A 14,702-nucleotide genomic window follows, 5' to 3' on the forward strand; every position below is an offset into this window, starting at 1 on the left:
GTTGACTTTTCCTACCAGCCGGTAACAGACTCGGGGTTACCGCAAGTAACATGCATGGGCGTCACTGGAGGGGACATGGCCGGGTTCACCATGGAGCTGAGCGACGAACAGAAGGAGGTCCGGGACTGGCTGCACGGCTTCGCCGCCGACGTCATCCGCCCCGCGGCCGCCGAATGGGACGAGCGCGAGGAGACTCCCTGGCCGGTCATCCAGGAGGCCGCCAAGGTCGGCATCTACTCCCTCGACTTCTACGCCCAGCAGTACTTCGACTCCACCGGGCTCGGCATCCCCATGGCGATGGAGGAGCTGTTCTGGGGCGACGCGGGCATCGCCCTGTCGATCGTCGGCACCGGCCTCGCCGCCGTCGGCGTCCTCGCCAACGGCACCGAGGAGCAGATCGGCACCTGGATCCCGCAGATGTACGGCGACACCAACGACGTGAAGCTCGCCGCCTTCTGCTCATCGGAGCCCGACGCGGGCTCCGATGTCGCCTCCATGCGCACGCGCGCCGTGTACGACGAGGCCAAGGACGAGTGGGTGCTCAACGGCACCAAGACCTGGGCGACCAACGGCGGCATCGCCAACGTCCACGTCGTCGTCGCGGTGGTCGACGCGGAGCTGGGCTCCAGAGGCCACGCCTCCTTCATCGTCCCGCCGGACACCCCGGGGCTGACCCAGGGCCAGAAGTTCAAGAAGCACGGCATCCGTGCCTCGCACACCGCCGAAGTGGTCCTGGACAACGTGCGCGTCCCGGGTTCCTGCCTGCTCGGCGGCAAGGAGAAGCTGGACGCGCGTCTGGCCCGCGCCCGGGAGAAGGCGAAGAAGAGCGGCGCGGGGGTTCCCCGGGCCGGAGGCCGGGAGAGCGTGAAGAACGCGGCGATGGCCACCTTCGAGGCCTCGCGCCCGGCGGTCGGAGCCATGGCCGTGGGCACGGCCCGGGCCGCGTACGAGGTGGCGCTGGAGTACGCGCAGACGCGGGAGCAGTTCGGGCGGCCGATCATCGACAACCAGGGCGTCGCCTTCCAGCTCGCGGACATGCGGACGTCCATCGACGCGGCACGGCTGCTGGTGTGGCGGGCCTCGTGGATGGCGGTCAACGGCAAGCCGTTCACGGCGGCCGAGGGGTCGATGTCCAAGCTGTTCGCGAGTGAGACCGCCAAGAAGGTGACCGCCCAGGCGATCCAGATCCTGGGCGGCAACGGTTACACGCGGGAGTACCCCGTGGAGCGGATGCACCGCGACTCCGCGATCTACACCATCTTCGAGGGCACGAGCGAGATCCAGCGGCTGGTGATCGCCCGGACCCTGGCGGGGATGCCGATCCGCTAGAACTAGGTCCCGTCGTCGAACTCGCGTCGTCGCCCGGAGGGCAGACGGGAGTTCGACGACAGGACCCAGGACGCACCGGGCCCGTGCCTGAGCGGCGCCGGCTGCTCGATGTCGTGCTCCGCCCCCCAGCGCCTCGATGGCCCCGTGGCCGGGCGGCCCCCCTGCCCCGCGTCTCCAGCAGCTCCTCGAAGCGGCACTCGTGGTCCGGGGTCGGTCCGGCCCGGAAGACCTCTCGGCCGGCTCACCCGTCGGATGCGCGAAGGCGTGCGGCCAGCCGGGGTAAGGGCGTTCCCCGTCCCGGTGATCTGCTGCCCGGCCCTCGGTATGGCGCCGACGTGCTCGTCGAGCGCGCAACGGGACCGCTCGCGTACGCGCTCCACGCCCGGCGCCGCCAAGGCCGGGGCCACCGAGCGGCGCGGCCGGGTGTGACCGGGCGGGTCCGGGAAGCCGACCGCGCCGCGCTCAGGGACGAAGTGCGGAGCCGGGCGCGTGACCTGCCGGCCCGTGACCTCGCGCCCGAGCGGCGTCGTCGGTGACCAGCCGGACGTCGGCGTGGCGGGTCAGTCAGGCCCAGCCTTCCCTGTTGGGCGGCGACATCCGGGTGAGGGGCCCTCGCGCATCAACTCGGCCAGTGGCGCACCTCTTCCGGGGTGCCCATCGGCGATCACCCACCGGCACGGTGATCTCTCGCCGGGTTGCCCAGTCTCAGTGAACGCGGGAAGGCAGGGGGCGCGGGGAAGGCGGGTAACGGCGTCAGGAGGAGCGGTCGCTGCTGTGGGCGATGCACGCCACGTCGATGCGGTCGGCCAGCTTGGCCAGCTCGATGGTGAGGGCCGCGACCGTGTCCTCGTCCAGGCTCTCCTCGCCGGTCTCCACCAGCCGCAGCCACCGTCCGCCCACCGTGCGCAGCAGCTTGCTCACGTCGGACGCGGCGACCTGGAGCGTGCCGCGGTCGTCGACGATCAGAGGCAGGGTCACTTCGCGGTTCACAAAGGGGATCGTAGTCGCGGAAGGCTCACGCTCCGTGCCATACGGTGGTGATGTTGCAGAACTCGCGGATTCCGTGCCCGGACAGCTCACGCCCGTAGCCCGACCGCTTGACCCCGCCGAACGGGAACGCCGGATGGGACGCCGTCATCCCGTTGACGTACACGCCGCCCGCCTCCAGGTCCCGCACGAAGCGGTCCACGTCGGCGTCGTCGCGCGTCCACACATTGGAGCTGAGACCGAAGTCCGTGTCGTTGGCGATCAGCACCGCCTCGTCCAGGTCGGCCGCCCGGTACAGGGTGGCGACCGGGCCGAAGGCCTCCTCGCGGTGGATGCGCATCTCGCGGGTGACGCCCGCCAGCACCGTCGGCGGGTAGTACCAGCCCGGCCCGTCCGGGCGTTCGCCGCCGCACAGCACCGTCGCACCGCCGCGCACCGCGTCGTCGACCAGCTCCACCAGGTCGTTCACCCCCTGCTCGCTGGAGAGCGGACCGACCTCGGTCTCCTCCTCCATCGGATCGCCGACCCTCAGCGCGCGCATGCCCTCGGTGAAGCGTTCGGCGAAGGCGTCGTACACGTCCGTGTGCACGATGAACCGTTTGGCCGCGATGCACGACTGCCCGGCGTTCTGCGTGCGCGCGGTCACCGCCACCTCGGCGGCCCGGTCGACGTCGGCGGTCGGCATGACCACGAACGGGTCGCTGCCGCCCAGCTCCAGCACCGTCTTCTTGATCATCTCCCCGGCGGTGGAGGCCACCGCGCGGCCCGCCGGCTCGCTGCCGGTGAGGGTGGCGGCCCGTACCCGCTCGTCGCGCAGGACGTCGTCGACAGCGGCGGAACCGATGAGCAGGGTCTGGAAACACCCCTCGGGGAAGCCCGCCCGGTGGAACAGGTCCTCCAGGTAGAGGGCCGTCTGCGGGACGTTCGAGGCGTGCTTGAGCAGTCCGACGTTGCCCGCCATGAGCGCGGGCGCCGCGAAGCGGATCACCTGCCAGAGGGGGAAGTTCCACGGCATCACCGCGAGCACCGGACCGAGCGGCCGGTAGCGCACCAGGGCCCGGGAGGCACCGGAGTCCTTCACGTCGGACTCGGCGGGCTCCTCGTCGGCCAGCAGCTCCGCCGCGTGATCGGCGTACCAGCGCATCGCCTTCGCGCACTTGGCCGCCTCCGCGCGGGCCTGCTTGACCGGCTTGCCCATCTCCGTGGTGATGACCCTGCCGATCTCCTTCTGGTCGGCCTCCAGGAGGTCGGCGGCCCGGCGCATGAGCCCGGCCCGCTCGTAGAACCCCGTGGTCCGGTACGTGCGGAAGGTGGCCTCCGCGAGCTCGAGCCGGCGCTCGATCTCCTCCTCGCCCATGGCCTCGTACGTCCTGAGCGTCTCGCCGTTCGCCGGGTTCACCGTCGCGATGGGCATGGCCGACCTCCCTGGGTGCGCGATCGTGCTTCGACCTTGGCGCGCCGCATGGGGCACCGCAACGCGGAAGGGCCCCGCCGGAGCGTGTCCCGTCCCGCCGCGCATCGCCTCACGCCGCCCGTCGTCGTCTGTCGTCTGTCTCAGTGCGAGTGCTCAGCCAGGCGGTCGAGAAACGCGGCCTGCGCCTTCACGATCACCTCGCGCGCCCGCTCCAGCGGGAACCACGCCACCCGGTCCAGCTCCGGGAACTCCTCGGTCCGCCCCGACCTCGGCGGCCACTCCATCCGGAAGGTGCCGGGGACGACCGCCGCCGGGTCGAGGTCGGCTTCGACAGCCCAGACCGTGACGACCTTCCCGCCCGCCTGGCGCACCTCGCCGAGCGGGACGGCCTCACCCTCGGGCGGCGGCAGCCCCAGCTCCTCCTCGAACTCGCGCCTGGCCGCCTCCCACGCCGGCTCCGCCGGGTCGTACTCGCCCTTGGGGACGGTCCACGCCCCGGCGTCCCGACGGGTGTGGAACGGGCCGCCCATGTGGCCGAGGAGTACCTGTAGCTCCGCGCCGGGACCGCGCCGGTGCAGCAGCAGGCCCGCGCTGCGCCTCACCGGGCCACCCCGGGGTGCGCGGCGAGCAGGGTCTCCACGGTGTCCGCGTCCCCGGGGCGCTTGTCCTCGCGGTAGCGGACCACACGCGCGAAGCGCAGGGTGACGCCGGCCGGATAGCGGGTGGAGCGCTGGAGGCCGTCGTAGGCGATCTCGACGACGAGCTCGGGGCGCACGGTCACGCCCCAGGCGTGCTCCTCGACGGCCAGCTGCCCCAGGCGCTCGGTCTGCCAGGCCAGCAGCGCGTCGGTCATGCCCTTGAAGGTCTTGCCGAGCATGGCGAAGGACCCGTCGGCGGTGCGGGCGCCCAGATGGAGGTTGGAGAGCTTGCCGGTGCGGCGGCCGTGGCCCCACTCGGCGGCCAGTACGACCAGGTCCAGCGTGTGGACGGGCTTGACCTTCAGCCAGGACGCGCCGCGCCTGCCCGCGCTGTAGGCGGCGTCGAGCCCCTTGACGACGACGCCCTCGTGTCCGCGCGCCAGCGTGTCGGCGAGGAACCCCTCGGCGGCCCCGGTCTCCTCGGGTCCGCGCACCAGCGTGCGCCGCACCCGCAGCGGCTCGGGGACCAGCCGGGCCAGCTCCGCGTGCCGCTCGGTCAGCGGGAGGTCCAGCAGGTCGTGGCCGTCGACGGACAGTGCGTCGAAGAACACCGCGGAGACCGGGACCGCCCGCGCGGCCGTGGCCACGTCGGTGCGGGAGCCGACCCGCCCGGCGGTCTCCTGGAACGAACGGGGACGCCCGCTCTCGTCCAGGGAGATCGCCTCGCCGTCCAGGATGAAGCGTTCCCCGGGCAGCGCCAGGGCCGCCCCGGCGACCTCGGGGAGCCGGTCGGTGATGTCGTCCAGGATGCGGGTGTAGACCCGTACGGTGCCGTCGTCCCGGTGCACCTGGACGCGGATGCCGTCCAGCTTCTCCTCCACGGCCGCGGCGCCCAGCTTGCCGACGGCCTCGGCGACCGAGGACGCGCTGTGCGCCAGCATCGGCAGGACGGGCCGGCCGACGGTGAGCCGGAAGCGGTCCAGGGCCCCGGGCCCGTCGGCCAGCAGGGCCTCGGCGACCGTCTGCAGGGAGCCCGCGAGCATCACCGCCCGTCGTACGTCCGCCGGGGGAGCGTCCGTCGCCGCGGCCAGGCCCTCCACGGCGGCGGCGTCCAGGGCGCCCTGGCGGACCTCGCCGGTGAGCAGCCCGGTCAGGAAGCGCTGCTCGTCCTCGGTGGCCGCGCCCATCAGCTCGCCGACCAGCCGGGTCCGTTCGGCCTGCGCACCGGCGCCGGCCACCGCGCCGAGCCGGGTGAGCCGGGCGTCCACCTCGCGCACGGTCAGGGCCGGCTCCCCGGCCGGCGGCACCCGGCGGCTCAGTGCCTTCCAGCCGACGCCGATCCGTCCCTGCGGGAGCCGTCCCGCCAGATACGGGATGACGACCGGCACGTCCTCCGCCTCCGCCTCGCGGAACAGCTCCGCGAGCAGGACGGTCTTCCGGGACCGCGCCGACGTGGCGGCGACCTCCCGGGACACCTGGGCCAACCGGGCAAGCAGCATGCAGTCATGGTGCACCGGAGAGGGCGGGCCCACACCCGCGGCTGCCGGACGGCCCCGCGGCCGCCACGTGCCGGCGTACGCCCTCGCCGGCATGCCCTCACTCCGTGAGGGCCGCGTCCAGGTCCGACATGATCAGGTCGCCGACGATCGCCGCGGCCGCGCGGTAGCCGCCGCTGGCCGCGTGGACGACCTGCTCGGCGAAACCCATGGCGTTGCCGGCGGTCCACACGCCCGGCACGGTGGTCAGGCCCGTGGGGTCCACCACCGGGTAGGCGCCGAACGGCGTCTCCCGGAGCTCCGCCCCGAGCCGCTCCATCAGGCCCGTCTGCGGGACCGCCTTCGGAGCGACGAACATGATCGATCGGTCGTGCGTTGTGCCGTCCGTCAGACGGACCCCGGTGAGCCGGTCGTCCTCGACCCGCAGCCCGGCGACCTCGCCCGGCACCACCTTGACCCCGGCCGCGGCGAGGCGCCGCAGGTCGTCGTCGGACAGCTCCCGCTCGGCGACCGTGTGCAGGAAGAGGGTCACGTCGTCCGACCAGCCGGACACCATCAGCGCCTGGTGTACGCCGAGCGGAGTCGTGGCCAGGACGCCGAAACGCTCGTCGCGCACTTCCCAGCCGTGGCAGAACGGGCAGTGCAGCACGTCCCGGCCGTACCGCTCGGCGACTCCCGGCACGGTCGGCAGCTCGTCCCTGAGCCCGGTGGCGACGATCAGGCGGCGGGCGCGCACGGTGCCCCCGCCGGCCAGCCCCACCGCGAAGTCCTCGCCCCGCAGGACCTCCACCGCGCGGTCGTGGACCAGCTCCACGCCGTAGCGCGCGACCTCCTCCCGGCCGAGCGAGAGGAACTCGGCGGGGGACATGCCGTCGCGGGTCAGGTAGCCCTGCATGTGGCCCGAGGGCGCGTTGCGCGGCTCACCGGCGTCGACGACCAGGGTGCGCAGCCGCGAGCGGCCGAGGACCAGCGCGGCGGAGAGTCCGGCGGCACCGCCTCCGACGACGACCACGTCGTACTTCCCGGACGGGGCCTGCTTCCCGGACGGGGCCTGCGCGATCTCCGGGGCCTTCGGGTCCGTGTTCTGGGTCATGGTGACCACCTCCACGTAGAAGGTCGCTCGGTCCTTCGGGATTGACAAACTTATTTGCCGGTTCTGCAATAAACGCATGACGACTTCAGACGACGTACTCGCCGGTGTCGGACCGAGGCTCCGCCAGGTCCGCAAGGAGCGTGAGGTGACCCTGGCGGCCCTGTCCGAAACGACCGGCATCTCCGTGAGCACCCTGTCGCGGCTGGAGTCGGGGCTGCGCAAACCGAGCCTCGAACTGCTGCTGCCGATCGCCCAGGCGCACCAGGTGCCGCTGGACGAACTGGTCGGCGCCCCACCGGTCGTCGACCCCCGGGTCCGGTCCGAGCCGATCGTGCGCCACGGCCGCACGCACTGGCCGCTCACCCGGCAGGCGGGCGGGCTCCAGGCGTTCAAGGTGCTGGAACCCCGGCGCAGCGAGGAGCCGGACCCGCGCACCCACGAGGGGTACGAGTGGCTCTACGTCCTCTCCGGACGGCTGCGGCTCGTGCTCGGCGATCACGACGTCGTGCTGTCGGCGGGGGAGGCCGCCGAGTTCGACACCCGGGTACCGCACTGGTTCGGGTCGACGGGAGAGGGGCCGGCCGAGTTCCTCAGCCTCTTCGGGCCGCAGGGTGAGCGGATGCACGTACGGGCCCGGCCTGCCGTGAGGCCGTGAAGAGGGGCGGCGGAGGGCGACTGTCCGCGACCTGTTCCCCGAAGGGCAAGCGACCGCTTAGTATGCGAGGGACCCGGTCGGACGACACAGTCGGTGGAGGCCCCGCATGCAGGCATGGCAGGTGCACGAGAACGGCGAGCCGGGCGAGGTGATGCGCCTCGCGGACGTGGCGCCGCCGACACCCGGGGAGGGCCAGATCCTGCTGAGGGTCCGCGCCGCGAACATCAACTTCCCCGACGCCCTGCTGTGCCGGGGCCAGTACCAGGTCAGGCCGCCGCTGCCGTTCACGCCTGGCGTGGAGATCTGCGGCGAGACCGAGGACGGGCGCCGTGTCCTCGCCAACCCGGCACTGCCGCACGGCGGCTTCGCCGAGTACGCCCTCGCGGACGCCCGCACCCTGCTGCCCGCGCCGGACACCCTGGACGACGCCGAGGCCGCCGCGCTGCACATCGGCTACCAGACCGGCTGGTTCGGCCTGCACCGCCGGGCCCGGCTGGAAGCCGGCGAGACCCTGCTCGTCCACGCCGCCGCGGGCGGCGTCGGCAGCGCCGCCGTGCAGCTCGGCAAGGCGGCCGGCGCCACCGTCATCGGGGTCGTCGGCGGTACGGAGAAAGCGGCCGTCGCCCGCGAGCTGGGCTGCGACGTGGTGGTCGACCGGCGCGGTGAGGACGTCATCGCGGCCGTGAAGGAGGCCACCGGCGGTCGCGGCGCCGACGTGGTCTACGACCCGGTGGGCGGCGAGGCGTACGCCCAGTCCACCAAGGTCGTCGCCTTCGAGGGCCGGATCGTCGTCGTCGGCTTCGCGAGCGGCACGATCCCCAGCGCCGCGCTGAACCACGCACTGGTCAAGAACTACGCGATCCTCGGCCTGCACTGGGGCCTGTACAACACCCGGAACCCGAAGCTGGTGCGGCACTGCCACGAGCAGCTCACCGAACTGGCCGCACGGGGAGCCATCAAGCCGCTGGTGAGCGAGCGGGTGCCGCTCGACGGCGCGGCGGACGCCGTGCAGCGCGTCGCCGACGGCAGGACGACCGGCCGGGTGGCCGTCGTACCGGAGCAGCTGGAGAAGGGAGCCGCCGCATGACCGACGCAGCGGAACTGCGCCGTCTCACGGGGGAGTTGCTGGCCGCGCATCCACCGGCCACCACGGACCGCATGGACTTCCTGCGGGCCCGTTTCGACGCCGGACTCGCCTGGGTGCACTACCCGGAGGGGCTCGGCGGCCTCGGCGCCCCCCGAGTGCTCCAGGCCGTCGTGGACGCCGAGTTGGCGGCCGCCGCCGCTCCGGACAACGACCCCCGGCGCATCGGCATCGGCCTCGGCATGGCCGCCCCGACCATCCTCCAGTACGGCACCGACGAGCAGAAGCGCCGGCTGCTGCGCCCGCTGTGGACCGGCGAGGAGGTCTGGTGCCAGCTCTTCAGCGAGCCGGGCGCCGGCTCCGACCTGGCCGCCCTCGGCACGCGGGCGGTGCGGGACGGGGAGGACTGGGTCGTCAACGGTCAGAAGGTGTGGACCTCCAGCGCGCACCTCGCCCGCTGGGCCATCCTCATCGCCCGCACCGACCCGGACCTGCCCAAGCACCGGGGCATCACGTACTTCGTGTGCGACATGACCGACCCCGGGGTCGAGGTACGGCCGCTGCGTCAGGTCACCGGCGAGGCCGAGTTCAACGAGGTGTTCCTCACCGACGTCCGCATCCCCGACTCGCGGCGCCTCGGCGAGACCGGCGACGGCTGGCGGGTCGCGCAGACCACCCTGAACAACGAGCGCGTCGCCATCGGCGGCACCCCCGTCCCCCGCGAGGGGGGCATGATCGGCAAGCTTGCCGCGACCTGGCGGGAACGCCCCGGGCTGCGCACCCACGACCTGCACCAGCGGCTGCTCGGCCTGTGGGTCGAGGCCGAGGTGGCCCGCCTCACCGGCGTACGCCTGCGCCAGCAACTGGTGGCGGGCCAGCCCGGCCCCGAGGGCGCCGGCATGAAGCTGAACTTCGCCCGCCTCAACCAGGAGATCAGCGGTCTGGAGGTCGAACTCCTCGGCGAGGAGGGCCTGCTCTACGACGACTGGACCCTGCGCCGCCCCGAGATGGTCGACTTCACCGGCCGCGACGCCGGGTACCGCTACCTGCGCTCCAAGGGCAACAGCATCGAGGGCGGGACCAGCGAGGTCCTGCTGAACATCGTCGCCGAGCGCGTCCTCGGCCTGCCCGCCGAACCGCGCACCGACAAGGACGTCGCATGGAAGGACCTCGCCCGATGAGCGCACAGCCGGAACCCGCTCTGCTCTACTCGGAGGAGGAAGAGGCGCTGCGCGCCGCCGTCCGGGACCTGCTCACCGACCACTGCGACCCGGCGGGCGTCATCGCCCGCACCGAGTCGGCCGCTCCCCACGACGTGCCGCTGTGGAAGGCCCTGTCCGACTCGATGGGCCTCGCGGGCCTGCTGATCCCCGAGGAACTGGGCGGCCAGGGCGCCACACACCGGGAAACCGCGGTGGTACTGGAGGAGCTGGGCCGCGCGGTCGCGCCGGTGCCGTACCTGACGAGCGCCGTCGTCGCCACCGAGGCGCTGCTGGCCTGCGGGGCCGACGACCTGCTCCCCGAGCTGGCGTCCGCCGCGACCGTCGCCGCGCTGGCCGTCGGGCTGCACGTCGCGCCGGGCGGCACGGTTCCGCACGTGCGGCTCGAAGGCGGCCTCCTGCACGGCGAGTTGTCGGGCATCGCCGACGCGTCCATCGCCGACCTGCTGCTCGTACCCGCGGACGACGGGGGCCTGTACGCCGTCCGCGCCGCCGACGCGACCGTCACTCCACAGGTGTCGCTCGACCTCACCCGTCCGGTGGCACGCGTGACCCTCGACGGCACGTCCGGGCGCCGGATCGGCGACGCCGCACCCGCCGTGCGCCGCGCCCTGCGGGCCGGTGCCGGATTGCTCGCCTCCGAGCAACTGGGTCTCGCCGACTGGCTGCTGACCGAGACGGTCCGCTACCTGAAGGAACGCAAGCAGTTCAACCGTCAGGTCGGCGGCTTCCAGGCGCTCAAGCACCGACTCGCCCGGCTGTGGCTGGAGATCGCGGGCCTGCGCGCCGCCGCCCGGAACGCCGCGGACGCCCTGACGACCGGCGCGGACACCGACGTGGCCGTCGCCGTGGCACAGGCGTACGCGGCCCAGGTCACCGTGCACGCCGCCGAGGAGGCGCTGCAACTGCACGGCGGCATCGGCATGACGTGGGAGCACCCCGTCCACCTCTACCTCAAGCGGGCCAAGGCGGACTCGATCGCCTACGGTACGGCGGGCACCCACCGTGAGGCGCTGGCCGAGTCGGTGCATCTGCCGGCGCCCTGACGTCCTTCCCCTCTGCCCGGCTCACGCCCGTCCCCTCAGGGGCGGGCATCGCCGTGCCCGCCGCACCTGCCGGGTGAACGGCCGGCGGCGGTCCGGCCAACTCCCCGCACGGCTCTGCTCTCCGAGGTCACCCGGACCCCATACTCACAGGCGTCCCGTACGGTACTTCCAGGGAGGCAGAGCATGGCCCGCACCACCCGACGCAGAGCTCTCACCACCCTCGGCGCCGCCCTCGCGGGCGCGGTCGCCCTGCCCGCAGGTACCGCGCTGGCGTCCGAAGCCGGGCGCGGACCGCGCCCGTTGTGGCGTGCGCACGCCCACAACGACTACGAACACCCCCGTCCGCTCCTCGACGCCCTCGGCCACCGCTTCGGCAGCGTCGAGGCCGACATCTACCTGGTCGGCGGTCAACTCCTCGTCGCCCACGATCCCGAGGACCTCGACCCGTCCCGAACCCTGGAGTCGCTCTATCTCGACCCCCTCGCCGCCCGCGTCCGCGCGGGGCACGGCCGGGTGTACCGGCGGGACCGCGGTTCCCTGCAACTCCTGGTCGACATCAAGACCGGGGGCGAGGCGACGTACCTCGCACTCGACCGCCGACTGCGCCGCTACAAGCACCTGTTCACCTCCTACGTCCACGGAAGGGTGTTCCCGGGCGCGGTCACCGCGGTGGTCTCCGGCGACCGGGCCGCCCGCGCGCCCATGGAGGCCCAGCGCACCCGCCACGCCTTCTACGACGGCCGCCTCGCCGACCTCGGCACGGCCGCGCCGGCCTCCCTCGTTCCGCTGATCAGCGACAACTGGACGCTCAACTTCACCTGGCAGGGCGTCGGTGCCTTCCCGGCGGCCGAGCGGCGCAGGCTGCGGGAGATCGTCGGCGCGGCACACGCCCGTGGACAGCGGGTGCGCTTCTGGGCCACGCCCGACGTGGCGGGGCCCGCGCGGGACGCCGTGTGGGCCGAACTGCTCGCCGCCGGTGTCGACCATCTCAACACCGACGACCTCGCGGGCCTGGAGGCGTTCCTCGACGCCCGCCGGGACGGGTAGGGCAGCGCGGGAACACCACTCGTTCGGAGGACAGGTCAGCCGCCCGGACGAACCCTCCGCTACGCCACACTTGCGGCCGAACGCCGCGAAGTGGACGTGGCGGAGGAGGTTGACGATGGCCGTTTCCATCTCTGTGGTGCTGTTGCTGTCCGTCCTTGCGGTGATCTTCCTGCGCAACGGCGGGCTGAAGGTCTCGCACGCGCTGGTGTGCCTGCTGCTCGGCTTCTACCTGGCGAGCACGAGCATCGCCCCGACCATCAGCAGCGGACTGACCGCGACGGCGGAGATCGTGAGCAGCCTCAGACCGTAGCCCCCCGCGCGAGCGTCGCCGAGGCGCGCCGGTCACGCGACCGGGCGCGGCCTCGCCTGCGCGCCGTCCGCACGGCCGGCCGGCGTCTGACGCGCGCCGTCCGCCGACCAGTGCTCCGGGCCGCGCACCGCGGAGAGTCCGGCGAAGGCGCCGTCCGCGACGGGCCGATGGGCGTCGTAGCCGTCGGCCGGTCCGCGCACGGCCTGGACGGCGGCTGCACCACGTCCAGGGCGGCGACGCGTCGGCCGGTCCGCGCACGGCCTGGACCTTCGCGCACGTCGGGCTGCCGACGGGCCATGCGCTGACCGCGGCCTCAGCCGCTCACGGCCGCCCGTCGGGAGGGGTCCGTCCGGGCCGGACGGCCACGACCCGGGAGCGGATGAGGAAGCGCACCCCCTCGGGCGCCTCCAGCGAGAAGCCGCTGCCCCGGCCCGCGACGACGTCAACGGTCAACCGGGTGTGACTCCACGCCTCGTACTGGCCGCGCGACATCCAGAACTCCACCGGCTCCTCGACACCGTCGACGACCAGCTCGCCGAGCAGGACATCCGCGCCGCCGGTGCGGAACTCGCCGGCCGGATAGCACATGGGGGCGCTGCCGTCGCAGCAGCCGCCGGACTGGTGGAACATCAGCGGACCGTGCGCCTCGCGGAGCCGCCGCAGCAGTGCGGCGGCCTCGGAAGTCAGCTCGACGCGGGGGGTTTCCTCGTATGTGTCGCCCATGGGACGCATACCAGCACGGGGAAGGTTGCGAGTGCGTTGCGCTGCTCCGGGCCCTGGGCCTCAGGCATCCCCGGCCGCGGAGCGCGGAAGCACCGTGACGCGATGGAAGTTGCACTCCGAGGGCAGGTCGGCGGGAGGCCGGGTCTGGTGGGCCTTCAGTGCGATGCTGACCAGGCTCAGCAACAGGTCGGTGTCCGCGTCGCAGTCCAGGTGCACGGTGACCCAACGGGAGCCGGGGACCAGGCGGATGGCGGTGGAGCCGCCGAGGTCGTACCTAAAGCGCTGGATGGCCCGGAGGGTGAGGTGGAGGTCCACGTCCCGGTCGGAGTGGAAGTGGACGATCTCGTCACGGACGGAGCACAGGGCCCGTCCGGTTCCGCAACTGGCCGGACCCGCGAAGAGGTCGGGCCAGGCTTGCAGCCGCTCGAAGGCGCGCTGGGCCTGAGTCATGGTCCCATCGTCGCCCGATCACCGCCTCGCAACCAGAGGTTGAGCGATTCGTAACCGGCACGTGAGGTCGGCGGACCCCCTGCCAGGGGCCCGCCGACCGCGTTCCGACGTGTCAGGGTGTCACGCAGCCGACCGAGCCGACCGGGAAGTCGTTGCCCGTCGACGTGGCGGTGAAGCCGAAGGTCACGCTCCCGTCGGGTGGTACGACGCGGTTGTGGTCCACGTTCCGGACCGTGACCGTGCCGTCGGTGCCGCTGGACAGCGAACCGTTCCACACGCCGCCGAGTGCCGTCCCGCTGCCCGGCTGCCACTGCACGGCCCATCCGTTCAGCGGCTCGGTGCCGTGGTTCATCACCTCTACGGAGCCCTGGAAGCCGCCGCTCCAGGAGTTCTCCACGGAGTACACGGCCATGCAGGAACCGGTGTGCGTGGGCGGCGGGGTCGTCGGGTCCGTCGGGGTCGGCGTCGGAGTGCCGCCGGAACCGCCAATCCCGGTTACCTCCCCGTGGCCGCCGTCGAAGACGACGTCCGAGCAGGAGAAGAAGTTCTCCTGACTGTCCGAACGCACCCACTGCATGAAGATCAGCGCGTTGCCCGAACGGCCCGAGGGCAGCGCGAGATCCCAGTAGTAGTGACCTCCGTCGGCGCCCGGCGAGCCCTGCTGGGGCGGGTTGGTCACCGTCTGGATCAGGTCCAGGTCGTCCCAGCCCAGCTCGGACGTGGGCGACCAGCCCGGCTTGGTGAGGTACACGCGGAAGTCACCGGGGTGGGCCGCCCAGTTGCTGTACTGCACCGGGATCGTCGCACCCGACGTCAGATGCGTGCGGGGCCAGTCCGCGCGGGCGGCGTTGTAGGCGGAGAAGTCGTACGGGGAACGGTCCCCGGCGCTGCACAGAGTGCCGTCCGGCACGTAACCGGCGCCGCGGCCGCCCGCGTTGGAGTCGAGAACGGCGAACCAGTTGTACAGCGCCGTCGCGCCACTCTCGTCGAGCGCGGCCTGGCAGGCCGGGTTCGTCGGGTCGAGGGCGCCGGTGGCGGTCTTGGCGTCCAGCTGGCACAAGTAGGTGCGGGAGCCGGGCATCATCGCCACGCCGTGTGCCTCGGCCCGCCCCTGCCCGAGCACGAGGATCACGCCGAGCGCGCCGAGCAGGGTGGCCAGTACCGCCGCTAAAGACAGGAATCTGCTGCGTCGAACCATGGGGGTCTCCTG

16 protein-coding genes are annotated in these 14,702 nt (G+C 72.9%); 7 read left to right on the forward strand and 9 right to left on the reverse strand.

The window, feature by feature from the left end; translation table 11 throughout:
* Positions 1–75 precede the first annotated feature (75 nt).
* On the forward strand, positions 76–1,329 hold the full coding sequence (locus ACGFYH_RS19600; RefSeq protein ID WP_393804388.1) for an acyl-CoA dehydrogenase family protein: 1,254 nt from the start codon (positions 76–78) through the stop codon (positions 1,327–1,329).
* Between the two features lie 753 nt (positions 1,330–2,082).
* Here the strand turns inward: ACGFYH_RS19600 and ACGFYH_RS19605 are convergent.
* From ACGFYH_RS19605 to ACGFYH_RS19625, 5 genes are all read right to left on the reverse strand, one after another.
* A complete protein-coding gene (locus ACGFYH_RS19605) occupies positions 2,083–2,319 on the reverse strand; it encodes a DUF6213 family protein (RefSeq protein ID WP_328559173.1) in 237 nt (78 codons plus the stop codon).
* Between the two features lie 25 nt (positions 2,320–2,344).
* Entirely contained in the window at positions 2,345–3,730 is a 1,386-nt protein-coding gene (locus tag ACGFYH_RS19610; RefSeq protein WP_393804389.1) for an NADP-dependent succinic semialdehyde dehydrogenase, read from the reverse strand.
* Between the two features lie 140 nt (positions 3,731–3,870).
* A complete protein-coding gene (locus ACGFYH_RS19615) occupies positions 3,871–4,332 on the reverse strand; it encodes an NUDIX domain-containing protein (protein ID WP_393804390.1) in 462 nt (153 codons plus the stop codon).
* Complete coding sequence (locus ACGFYH_RS19620; protein WP_393804391.1) at positions 4,329–5,867, reverse strand: ATP-dependent DNA ligase; 1,539 nt, start codon at positions 5,865–5,867, stop codon at positions 4,329–4,331. The genes ACGFYH_RS19615 and ACGFYH_RS19620 overlap by 4 nt, the downstream gene beginning before the upstream one ends.
* A 97-nt stretch (positions 5,868–5,964) precedes the next feature.
* Positions 5,965–6,957: an NAD(P)/FAD-dependent oxidoreductase gene (locus tag ACGFYH_RS19625; protein WP_393804392.1), complete on the reverse strand. Its 993-nt coding sequence runs from the start codon at positions 6,955–6,957 to the stop codon at positions 5,965–5,967.
* 76 nt (positions 6,958–7,033) lie between these two features.
* Here ACGFYH_RS19625 and ACGFYH_RS19630 point away from each other — a divergent pair, with 76 nt between their 5' ends.
* The 6 genes from ACGFYH_RS19630 (at position 7,034) to ACGFYH_RS19655 (ending at position 12,319) form a co-directional block, all read left to right on the forward strand.
* Complete coding sequence (locus tag ACGFYH_RS19630) at positions 7,034–7,612, forward strand: helix-turn-helix domain-containing protein (RefSeq protein ID WP_393804393.1); 579 nt, start codon at positions 7,034–7,036, stop codon at positions 7,610–7,612.
* 106 nt (positions 7,613–7,718) lie between these two features.
* Positions 7,719–8,699 (forward strand): NADPH:quinone oxidoreductase family protein, encoded by a 981-nt coding sequence (locus tag ACGFYH_RS19635; RefSeq protein WP_393804394.1) that lies wholly within the window; start codon positions 7,719–7,721, stop codon positions 8,697–8,699.
* Positions 8,696–9,877 (forward strand): acyl-CoA dehydrogenase family protein, encoded by a 1,182-nt coding sequence (locus ACGFYH_RS19640; RefSeq protein ID WP_393804395.1) that lies wholly within the window; start codon positions 8,696–8,698, stop codon positions 9,875–9,877. The genes ACGFYH_RS19635 and ACGFYH_RS19640 overlap by 4 nt, the downstream gene beginning before the upstream one ends.
* Positions 9,874–10,962 (forward strand): acyl-CoA dehydrogenase family protein, encoded by a 1,089-nt coding sequence (locus ACGFYH_RS19645; RefSeq protein WP_393804396.1) that lies wholly within the window; start codon positions 9,874–9,876, stop codon positions 10,960–10,962. Before ACGFYH_RS19640 ends, ACGFYH_RS19645 begins: the two co-directional genes overlap by 4 nt.
* A 183-nt stretch (positions 10,963–11,145) precedes the next feature.
* Positions 11,146–12,009: a phosphatidylinositol-specific phospholipase C/glycerophosphodiester phosphodiesterase family protein gene (locus tag ACGFYH_RS19650; RefSeq protein WP_393804397.1), complete on the forward strand. Its 864-nt coding sequence runs from the start codon at positions 11,146–11,148 to the stop codon at positions 12,007–12,009.
* 115 nt (positions 12,010–12,124) lie between these two features.
* Entirely contained in the window at positions 12,125–12,319 is a 195-nt protein-coding gene (locus ACGFYH_RS19655) for a hypothetical protein (RefSeq protein WP_393804398.1), read from the forward strand.
* Positions 12,320–12,351: 32 nt separating this feature from the next.
* On the opposite strand, the gene ACGFYH_RS19660 is transcribed toward ACGFYH_RS19655, so the two are convergent.
* The 4 genes from ACGFYH_RS19660 to ACGFYH_RS19675 form a co-directional block, all read right to left on the reverse strand.
* Entirely contained in the window at positions 12,352–12,519 is a 168-nt protein-coding gene (locus ACGFYH_RS19660; protein ID WP_393804399.1) for a hypothetical protein, read from the reverse strand.
* Positions 12,520–12,640: 121 nt separating this feature from the next.
* Positions 12,641–13,042: a DUF779 domain-containing protein gene (locus tag ACGFYH_RS19665; RefSeq protein ID WP_393804400.1), complete on the reverse strand. Its 402-nt coding sequence runs from the start codon at positions 13,040–13,042 to the stop codon at positions 12,641–12,643.
* Between the two features lie 60 nt (positions 13,043–13,102).
* Positions 13,103–13,492, reverse strand: coding sequence for a luciferase family protein (locus tag ACGFYH_RS19670; RefSeq protein WP_393804401.1), 390 nt, complete (start codon positions 13,490–13,492; stop codon positions 13,103–13,105).
* 112 nt (positions 13,493–13,604) lie between these two features.
* On the reverse strand, positions 13,605–14,690 hold the full coding sequence (locus tag ACGFYH_RS19675; RefSeq protein WP_393804402.1) for a lytic polysaccharide monooxygenase: 1,086 nt from the start codon (positions 14,688–14,690) through the stop codon (positions 13,605–13,607).
* Between the last annotated feature and the right edge of the window lie 12 nt (positions 14,691–14,702).

The organism is Streptomyces sp. NPDC048392, from assembly GCF_043200575.1.
Taxonomy (GTDB): Bacteria; Actinomycetota; Actinomycetes; order Streptomycetales; family Streptomycetaceae; genus Streptomyces.

Coding starts and splice junctions, on each gene's coding strand:
- ACGFYH_RS19665 (WP_393804400.1), bottom strand. CDS start 13,042: ATGGGCGACACATACGAGGAAACCCCCCGCGTCGAGCTGACTTCCGAG.
- ACGFYH_RS19670 (WP_393804401.1), bottom strand. CDS start 13,492: ATGACTCAGGCCCAGCGCGCCTTCGAGCGGCTGCAAGCCTGGCCCGAC.
- ACGFYH_RS19630 (WP_393804393.1), top strand. CDS start 7,034: ATGACGACTTCAGACGACGTACTCGCCGGTGTCGGACCGAGGCTCCGC.
- ACGFYH_RS19655 (WP_393804398.1), top strand. CDS start 12,125: ATGGCCGTTTCCATCTCTGTGGTGCTGTTGCTGTCCGTCCTTGCGGTG.
- ACGFYH_RS19640 (WP_393804395.1), top strand. CDS start 8,696: ATGACCGACGCAGCGGAACTGCGCCGTCTCACGGGGGAGTTGCTGGCC.
- ACGFYH_RS19650 (WP_393804397.1), top strand. CDS start 11,146: ATGGCCCGCACCACCCGACGCAGAGCTCTCACCACCCTCGGCGCCGCC.
- ACGFYH_RS19645 (WP_393804396.1), top strand. CDS start 9,874: ATGAGCGCACAGCCGGAACCCGCTCTGCTCTACTCGGAGGAGGAAGAG.
- ACGFYH_RS19620 (WP_393804391.1), bottom strand. CDS start 5,867: ATGCTGCTTGCCCGGTTGGCCCAGGTGTCCCGGGAGGTCGCCGCCACG.
- ACGFYH_RS19600 (WP_393804388.1), top strand. CDS start 76: ATGGCCGGGTTCACCATGGAGCTGAGCGACGAACAGAAGGAGGTCCGG.
- ACGFYH_RS19625 (WP_393804392.1), bottom strand. CDS start 6,957: ATGACCCAGAACACGGACCCGAAGGCCCCGGAGATCGCGCAGGCCCCG.
- ACGFYH_RS19610 (WP_393804389.1), bottom strand. CDS start 3,730: ATGCCCATCGCGACGGTGAACCCGGCGAACGGCGAGACGCTCAGGACG.
- ACGFYH_RS19635 (WP_393804394.1), top strand. CDS start 7,719: ATGCAGGCATGGCAGGTGCACGAGAACGGCGAGCCGGGCGAGGTGATG.
- ACGFYH_RS19675 (WP_393804402.1), bottom strand. CDS start 14,690: ATGGTTCGACGCAGCAGATTCCTGTCTTTAGCGGCGGTACTGGCCACC.